The sequence below is a fragment of the Streptomyces barkulensis genome (genome assembly GCF_002843305.1).
In the GTDB taxonomy this organism is placed as follows: Bacteria; Actinomycetota; Actinomycetes; order Streptomycetales; family Streptomycetaceae; genus Streptomyces; species Streptomyces barkulensis.
This window is the reverse complement of sequence record NZ_PGSG01000052.1, coordinates 1-6,183: the sequence shown is the minus strand read 5'-3', so window position 1 is coordinate 6,183 and position 6,183 is coordinate 1. Positions and strand designations below refer to the sequence as shown.

Below are 6,183 nucleotides of genomic sequence, written 5' to 3'. Positions count from 1 at the left end.
CTCAAGCGGTCGGCAGGAGGTGGTGGCTGCGGCCGGTCGAGCCTCGTCACGAGAACGGTACCCATGCCGACGGGGCTACGGAGTGGATCCTGCCCGGGCAACCGCTTCGGCAGGGACAGCGCCGGCGAACTCATCCGCTCCTGGGCGTCCTGCGACCAGTGGTGGTTGTCGCGCTGCCGGCTGTGGCGGAGGCGGACCCGCGTCCGTCTGAGCCCGGAGAAAGGGCCGCGCCCGGCCCGCGGGTTCCGGGTGGGGAACTGGCGGGCCGGGCGCGGAAGGAAGGACCGGTGGGTCCTGGACGGGCCGGGGACGGGCCCCGGAACCCGGGTCAGGCCTTCTTGGTCTCCTAGTAACGGGCCAGGTCGGCGACCTGCGGGGATCTTCCCTGCGGGTCGCTGACCTGGCCTTTTATCGATGGGTAGCGATGGGGTGCGACGGTCCCGACCGGGTGTCCTGCGGACTGTGCGCGGACTGCTGCGCTATGAGGCGTACCGGAGCTGTCTCCGGCGCGGCGAGCTGGGTCATGAGTCATGAAGCCCTGTGTTACTGCTTCAAAATGTTCATGATCTCGTCCGCCTTGGCGATTGCGGCCCGTGGCCCGTACACCGCCATCGCGGTCAGCACGGCGGAGCCTCCAGCCAAGGCGATATCGACACCTGCCGGAAGGCCAAGCAATGCGCCAATGCACAGGGTTCCAACTGTGGCGACCACCACAGCCACCAAGCGAAGCCCTTCCCTGTTGGTTACCGGGGCTATGCCGCGTAGGCGCTGTTCGGGCAGGAGAGTGCTTACGTTTCCCGCAGCGAAATTGTTCCCGATCTTCGCTAAGAGTGCGGCCAGACTGCGGAGCGCTGCATCACCCGTGGAGTCGACTTGTGCCTCGGTCAGTTGCAGTTTGGCCACGACGAGTGCGGCGTGGCGCTTTGCGCTGCGTTGTCGAGGAGATCCGCGCCCGACGCTGTTCGAGATGCGGTGGACACGGAGAAGCGACCGCCGAACGATGGCGCATGTGTCGTCCAGGTGTCGAAGTGCTTGATGCCTGCCACCCGTGCTGGAGTTGGCCACAGCCTCGCACGCCTCGATGGCGGCCATGATCGAGAGCAAGAACCGGTATCCGGCGATGGCCTTACTATGCCGGGCTGCCCACGTCAGGAGGGGCAGCGTCACAGCAGCGAGCGCGAGGGCTGGTGGGGCCAGGCTCGGCTGCAGTTGCTGTGTCTCGATCGTTTTGATCGTTGACATGACCAGGTCCCCTACACCGAGGCCGATCGCGAAGCTGAGCAGCCGATAGCGGAGCTTCACAGCCCCAGCGGTTTCTTGGCCAGCCCCACGGAGTGACTGAATCGGAAGATCCGCCAAGCCAAGGCGTCGGAGTGCCTGGACCGTCGGTGCGATGTCTCTCTCCGCGACTCTGGCGTTCCAAGCCGACCACCACTCCTGCAGCGGCTGAATCCGGCGCGCGGTCCAGGCAAGGAAGCGGTAGGCCGCCATCACAATGGCGGCGAGTAGCACACCCCCAACACTGACCGCTGAATCGCAGCTACGCGCTCCAAGTCAATGTTCATGGGATGATCCTGGCGCAGAGCAGTGACGGCCGTGGTCGGATCGTCAGCTTGGCGCTGGGATCGTACGCGCCATCCGGTCATCGGAGGGCCGGTGCCGTAGCGGCACGACACCGGCCGTGGTCCTCTTCACACGGGGGCCGACCGGGGCGAGGCAGTCCTGCTCGGAGGTCACGGTGGTGGCAGTGAGCGGGGCTGCGCAGGTCGGGCCGCACCTGTGGCTGACGCTGATTGTTGCGTACCCCACGGCCGTGGCCCGCACGATGCTGGCGTCACGGGGCGCGGCACGAGCGGCTTACAGTCCCGGATGAACCGTCCGGCGTTATGGGTTGAGCAGTTCGATCTCGATGGCGAGGGCGCCGAGGGCTTCCTTCTCGGGCGGGTAGATGGTGCGGATGTTGACGAGCTGTTCCCCGCGGGTGGCGGTGGGGTTGATGTTGGCAGGGCCTTCGCCGTCGAGGAGGGCTTCGAAGTCGTCGTACGCGGTCACCCGCTTCACCCGTACGTCGCAGACCTCGTCGGTGCCCTTGATCCGGAAGCGGATGGTGTCGCCGGCGGCCATGTCGGCCAGGTGCGGGTAGCGCACCCGGACCTCGATGTTCTTGCGGCCCGCGGCGACGAGGTCGAAGTAGCGGCGGTAGAGGTTGAGGTGGTGGACGCGGGTGGTGGTCTCGGTCATGTGCGGGTGTGGCTCCTTGGTGCGGGCGAGGCCATCAGACGGTTGATCTCGGCGGCCGAGTAGGACCGGAAGAAGTGTCGGGGGTCGGACATCAGGATGGTGGTCAGGGCGAGCAGTCGGTCGGCATACTCGTCCAACGAGCCGCTCCATAGCCGGGTGTCGAGCATCCAGGGGGCCGCGCCGTCGGGCAAGGGCGCCCGGCCTTCGCGGATGAGGGACTTGGACAGTTTCGCGCCGGTGTCGGTGATGATCTGGGGGCAGAACAGGCGGGCTGGGAGCCGGCCGGTGGTGAGGCCGACGGCTTGCAGCGCCCCGTCGACGAGGTGGGAACCGAAGACCCAGTCGCCACCCTTGATCATGACGTGGAGGGTGGCGCGGTCGGAGCCGAGAGCGAGTTCCTTGACGAGGTTGCGGTAGAGGGTCGCGTGGTCGAGGTAGCCGCCGCCGGCCGGGGTGACGGTGGCGGTGTACGGGCCGTGGTGCAGGCAGACCGCGGTGACCTCGGCCGATTCCGGATCGACAAGGCGGGCGGTGGTGCGCTGGGCGTGTTTCTCTGCCCACCCGCAGCCGGGCGCGGGGCAGGGCACGCGCAGGTGTGGGATGCCGGTGGAGGGGGCGAGCCACCAGCGGGCCGTCTCGATGCGGGGCAGGACGCGCAGCCAGGTCGTGCGGTAGTGGGCGCCGGCCTGCTGCTCGGAGTAGGTCTGCAGGTGCCAGGGCACGGCCAGGCGCGTGGCAAGGGCGTCGAACAGCGGCTGGCAGAGGGCGCGGGTCTCGGCGGCGATGGTCTCCTCGCCCAGGGCCTGGGCGTAGGCGCGCTGGTAGGTGTGACCGCTGTGAGGGTCCTGGACGACTTCGTACGGCGCGTTGTCCAGAGCGCCGAAAAGCACGTCGGCCGGGATGCCGGTGCGGTGGTGAACGCGGCGGGCGACAGTGAAGGCGAGGGCCTGCACGAGTGAAGTGCCGAGGTGGGGCGCGCCGTTGATCTGGGTGCCGACGACGAAACGCACCCGCTCAGGGCGGGAGGTGCGGATGATCGGGGCCAGGACATCTTCAGCATGGGTGAGTGCATTGGCCAGGACGGTGTTGGGTGAGACCGGGTGGTGCACCGTGATACCTCCATGCGGTAAGCGGACGGGCGGGATGGCGTGGGCGGTCCGGGTGTTCCGAGCACGGGCTTGTACGGCATGGCTGCGGGAGGAAGGGGCGGGCTTTCCGCCCCGGTGATGACCGGGGCGGCTCACAGGCAGGAGTGAGCGCGCCGGTACAGCCGCAGACCGCTGCTGAACGGCGGGGGTATGGGCTCGGCCAGGAGGCAGTAGTGGGTGGTCTCGTCCTGTGCCGTGGCGATGTATGGCCAGCCCTGCCGCAGCACCGCCAGGGCGTTCTCCCGCTCATCCATGTCACGGGCCCACCGCCGCATGGTGCCGCCCGGGTCAGGCCGCCCGTCCTCGACCGGACGCAGCACGGTCACCCCTGCCCAGCGAGCCTCGGGGTCGGGGTCGAGTGCTCTGGCGACGCGTTCAGCCTGTGCGCTCATCCACCGCACCGCGAGCCGGGGAGTGAGCGCGTAGTGCCGACCCAACGTGATGAGAGCCGACCGGTCGAGGGGGCCTGCCGACAGCTCGCACCGGTAGCGAACTGCCCGCAGCGGCCTCCCCACAGCTCCCTCGGGTGCCGCCTGCTGCGCGGCCGGGGGCATCGGGTTCCTAAGAGGCTTCCTCGGCGGGCGACGTGGCCGCGCAGTACCCGGGTGCGGCCCGGCGAGGCCGAGGAAGGCCAGCGCCGTGCCATGTGGTCTGTGGCTGTCGGCGCGGTGCCGGCCGGTCCGCGTCACGGCGCGCCTCCCAGAGACCGCTCCCGTTCGGTGAGGATGCGTTCGGTCTGGGAGTGCAGCCGCTCCATATCGGGTGGGGTGAGGACGAGCACGGCTTCGGTGCTGCTGCCGTCCTCGTGGTGCACCAGGATGGCCATCGACCCCTGCCTGGCACGGTGGTCGTAGAGCGCGTCCCGGACGAGCAGGGTCGCGTGGGTCGCCTTGGCCGGTACCGGCCGCAGAGTGCTGGCGTCCGCCGGTGCGGACCATGGGGTACCGCCGCCGGGCGGCTGCAGGTGGTATGTGGCGGCGCCTTCGCCGGGGAGGGCGACGACGACGCCCACGCGGCCACCACGGGCGGTGTCGGCCGCGAGGTCGCCGAGCCGGGGGTAGAAGGGGGCCGCAGTGCCGGACTCGGCCCCCTGCGAGGGCAGATGGGGAGTTGGTCGTCCGCTCATGCCCCTGAAGCTAAGGACGAGCCGGGGGCTGAATATGAATCAGAGGAATACGGTTCTCATCCGTCCAGGTGGAAGCGGTCGGACATGCGCCTCAGCTTCTCACGGGTGGATGTGCGTTCGGCATAGACGATGCTGCGCAGGGTGGAGCGGGCGATGGGGTGGTTGCGGACGAGCTGCGGTGCGATGCGCTCGGCCATCTCCAGCTCGGACAGGGCCTTGTCGCGGTTCCCGTCCCACAGCCAGGCTCGCGCGAGGTCCATGTGGTGGTGCCCCTGGCGCGAGTTGGGCAGGGAGGCGACCAGCTCCGGGCCGGTGCGGCGGTTTATCGCCAGGGCCTTGCGCTGCTCACCCGTCTCCAGGGCCACGCTGATGGCGTGGATCTGGACGTTGCCGGGCGAGAACGTCAGCGAGTGCCGGTCGTACACCGGGGGACCGGTGTAGGCGCTCATGCGGTCGGCCGCCGTCCTCGCCAGGCCGATACGGTCTTCGGCCTCCGCAGACCGACCGCCCCGCGCCGCAGAGACGGCCGCACGGAGCTGGAGCGACCCCCACGCCCGCACAGCCAGCGGTTCGCCCCGCTCGTACCCCTCCTGCACGCTGCTGATCGCCTTGTCCGACAGGACGACGGCGTCCTCCCAGTCGGCACTGGCCCACATGTCCCACACGCGCATCCAGTCGGCGACGGCGGGCAGCACGGGGTCACCGGACAGCCTCGCGGACCAGGCGGCCCGCTCACACGCCATGGCGGTCAGCTCGGGGTGGCCGAGAGCGTGGGCAGCGGTGTGGGCGAACTTGCAGCACACCGCGTAGATCGCGTACGCCTCCTCTCGCTCGTGTCCGGTGGACACCTCGGCGAGAGCACGGGCCTCGCGGAGCAGATCCGGCAGGACCCGCAGGATGGCCACGTTCGAAGCCGTGTCCCGCAGCCGGTGCAGACGGGTGACCTCGCCCCACAGCTCCGCCGCCGGGCGGGGAATGCCGTCGTAGACGGGCGCGAGGTCGTAGCGGCGAAGCTCCCGAAGGATCGAGGACGCGGCGACCTGCCACTGGTTCCCGTCGGGCGAGCCGGTGTACGGACGACCGATCAGGTCATTGGGATGGACGTGCAGCTCGGCCGCCAGCAGGTTCAGTATGCCGACACGGTCCAGCTCGATCAGACCGCGCTCCATCTTGGACACCCAGCCCTGCGACTTCCCCAGGGCCGCGGCGAGGTCCGCCTGCGGCATGCCCAGCCGCAAGCGGGCACGCCGGGCACGGCGGCCGATCTCCTCGGCTTCTTCCAGCATCAGGGTGCCTCCCACATGTCGGTTGGCCGGCTGTGCTCAAGCGGTCGGCAGGAGGTGGTGGCTGCGGCCGGTCGAGCCTCGTCACGAGAACGGTACCCATGCCGACGGGGCTACGGAGTGGATCCTGCCCGGGCAACCGCTTCGGCAGGGACAGCGCCGGCGAACTCATCCGCTCCTGGGCGTCCTGCGACCAGTGGTGGTTGTCGCGCTGCCGGCTGTGGCGGAGGCGGACCCGCGTCCGTCTGAGCCCGGAGAAAGGGCCGCGCCCGGCCCGCGGGTTCCGGGTGGGGAACTGGCGGGCCGGGCGCGGAAGGAAGGACCGGTGGGTCCTGGACGGGCCGGGGACGGGCCCCGGAACCCGGGTCAGGCCTTCTTGGTCTCC

6 protein-coding genes are annotated in these 6,183 nt (G+C 69.7%); all 6 read right to left on the bottom strand.

Going from position 1 to position 6,183, the window contains the following annotated elements:
- Positions 1-543 precede the first annotated feature (543 nt).
- Positions 544-1,512: a hypothetical protein gene (locus tag CUT83_RS10555; protein ID WP_240957922.1), complete on the bottom strand. Its 969-nt coding sequence runs from the start codon at positions 1,510-1,512 to the stop codon at positions 544-546.
- A 372-nt stretch (positions 1,513-1,884) separates the two neighbouring features.
- The gene (locus CUT83_RS10550) at positions 1,885-2,241 is read right to left on the bottom strand and encodes an ASCH domain-containing protein (RefSeq protein ID WP_101255600.1); all 357 of its coding nucleotides are present in this window, start codon (positions 2,239-2,241) and stop codon (positions 1,885-1,887) included.
- Positions 2,238-3,350, bottom strand: coding sequence for a hypothetical protein (locus CUT83_RS10545; protein WP_101255599.1), 1,113 nt, complete (start codon positions 3,348-3,350; stop codon positions 2,238-2,240). The genes CUT83_RS10550 and CUT83_RS10545 overlap by 4 nt, the downstream gene beginning before the upstream one ends.
- A 131-nt stretch (positions 3,351-3,481) precedes the next feature.
- A complete protein-coding gene (locus CUT83_RS29805; RefSeq protein WP_143688525.1) occupies positions 3,482-3,781 on the bottom strand; it encodes a hypothetical protein in 300 nt (99 codons plus the stop codon).
- Positions 3,782-4,074: 293 nt separating this feature from the next.
- Positions 4,075-4,515 (bottom strand): hypothetical protein, encoded by a 441-nt coding sequence (locus tag CUT83_RS10535; protein ID WP_240957923.1) that lies wholly within the window; start codon positions 4,513-4,515, stop codon positions 4,075-4,077.
- A gap of 56 nt (positions 4,516-4,571) precedes the next feature.
- Positions 4,572-5,801 carry a helix-turn-helix domain-containing protein gene (locus CUT83_RS10530; RefSeq protein WP_101255601.1) on the bottom strand — a complete coding sequence of 410 codons (1,230 nt, stop codon included), beginning with the start codon at positions 5,799-5,801 and terminating at the stop codon, positions 4,572-4,574.
- Between the last annotated feature and the right edge of the window lie 382 nt (positions 5,802-6,183).